2 protein-coding genes are annotated in these 2012 nt (G+C 61.4%); both read left to right on the top strand.

Translation table 11 applies throughout. The features are described 5' to 3' along the window. Positions 1-1327: BREX-3 system phosphatase PglZ (gene pglZ, locus N5J73_RS24125; protein ID WP_279941380.1), on the top strand; the 1327-nt coding region annotated here is incomplete at its 5' end. Continuing rightward, a partial coding sequence (locus N5J73_RS24120; protein ID WP_279941379.1) for a hypothetical protein occupies positions 1324-2012 on the top strand: 689 nt, incomplete at its 3' end. The genes pglZ and N5J73_RS24120, both read left to right, overlap by 4 nt.

The following is a 2012-nucleotide window of genomic DNA, read 5'->3' as shown; positions in this document are numbered from 1 at the left end:
GGATGGCACGCGTACAGGGGAGCCGCCACCACCAGACTACGTCGCCAAGATCGAGATTCCGTTCGATCACTCCGATGTGCAGGTGCTGGTCGACTCCATGTTCCTCGACGGCAGCTTGCATCCGCTCGCGGTTCACAGTGTTCCGGCGGGGATGCCGAGTTGGATCAAGGCTGGCATTGTTCAGGACCCGGCGGCACTGCAGGCATTGGTGCTCAAAGGCATCGATGGCCTGATCGAGACGACCCCAACAGCGGCCTCTTCGCACAAGGACTGGAGCGAGTTCGCCAAACGCTACGGTGAGATCCTGGCCCGCACGCATGGTCTGCCAGGCACTGAAGGCAGCGAACACCTGCCGATGATTCGGGAACGGATCAAGACCTTGCAGGCGCAATCAGACGAGGGTCTGCGAGCCTGGGTCGCAGCTAAGCATTACGCCGACCTGATCCTGCAGCCGGTGACCAAAGGCCCGGTGATGGTGCACCACGTACCTCGCTTTTTGCGGCATCGGCGGTCCGCAGGGGAAACCAAGGTGGCTCTGCTGGTATTCGACGGGCTGGCCTTCGACCAGTGGGTACAGATCCGCGAGCGCCTGATCGCCACCACGAAACGTTTCGCGTTCGACGAGGGAACCGCGTTTGCATGGCTGCCGACTGTGACATCGGTGTCGCGCCAGGCGCTGTTCTCCGGCCTGAAACCGCGCGAGTTCGACGACTCCATCGACAGGACGGACAAGGAGGAATCCTTGTGGAAGACGTTCTGGCAGAACGAAGGCGTCAACTCGAATGAGGTGATGTATCGACGTGCGCTGCGTCAGACCCATCAGCTCGACGCACTGGAAGCGGATTTGATCGACCGGCGCCCGAAGGTGGTGGGCCTGGTCATCGATGAGGTGGACGATCGGCTTCACAAGGAGCGGTCCAAGAAGGACGTCGCGATGTGGCTCGGAAACTGGTTGAGGACCGGTTTCGTCGACCGATTGTTCTCACTGCTGCTGGACAAGGGATATCACATCTATCTCACGGCGGACCACGGCAACGTGGAGTCCACCGGCCTCGGCAGGCCCAGCCAGGGCGTGATTGCAGAGACGCGCGGCGAGCGTGTTCGGGTCTACCGGAGTGAGCCATTGCTGGCCGATTCCGCTGCGGCCTATCCCACCACAGTTAGGTTGGACATCGCTGGACTACCGGCGAACTTCATGCCCCTATTCGCAGGCGGACGAACCGCCTTTGTGCCGGAGGGCGAGCAGGTGGTGGTCCACGGCGGGGTGTCGGTCGAAGAGTTGATCGTGCCCTTTGTGAAAGTCAGTTATGTGATTGGTACCGAATGAATTCATCAGCCCCAAAAATAGGCTTTGATCGGTTCATTCAGCTTGATTGGGCGGCTGCGGCACTGAATGTTCGTGCAGGCGTGGCTGGGCTAGATGATCTGAATGCACTGCTTGATGCAGCCGAACTTGGCGTGGAAGCCAAGAAAAAAACACGCACCGTACTGAATCGGTTGTGGCTGGAGCCACGCGCCGAACTGGTCGATTACGCGGATCGCGGCGTCGCCATCCACAAGACGCAGCCGGACATTCCCGTCTCAGCGCTGTGCTGGGGCATGTCCGTGGCGACGTACCCGTTCTTTGGCAAGGTGGCCGAGCTGGTGGGCCGCCTGTCCGCCATTCAGGGCGACTGCGCCGCCGCCGAAGTACACCGCCGCATGAGCGAAACCTACGGAGAGCGCGAAGGCACTCGGCGCATGACCAACATGGTCATCCAGAGCCAGGCGAGCTGGGGCGCGGTGGAACGGGTCGAGAAAGGCAAGCGGGTCATTCGCTTGCCACAGATGAGCATCGACAACGACGAACTCACGACCTGGTTGATCGAGGCAGCCGTGCGCTACGCCGGCAAGCCGCTTTCAGTACCCAGTCTGCAGTCGCTGCCCGTGCTGTTCCCGTTCAGCTTGACGCGACCCTTGGCTTACTTGGTGGCGAACAGCCCGAGCCTCACCCTCCGGTCGGAAGGCCCGAG

Source organism: Stenotrophomonas sp. GD03654, assembly GCF_029845105.1.
GTDB classification, from domain to species: Bacteria; Pseudomonadota; Gammaproteobacteria; order Xanthomonadales; family Xanthomonadaceae; genus Stenotrophomonas; species Stenotrophomonas africana.
Note: the sequence above shows the minus strand (reverse complement) of the source record. Positions and strands in the feature narration are given on the sequence as shown.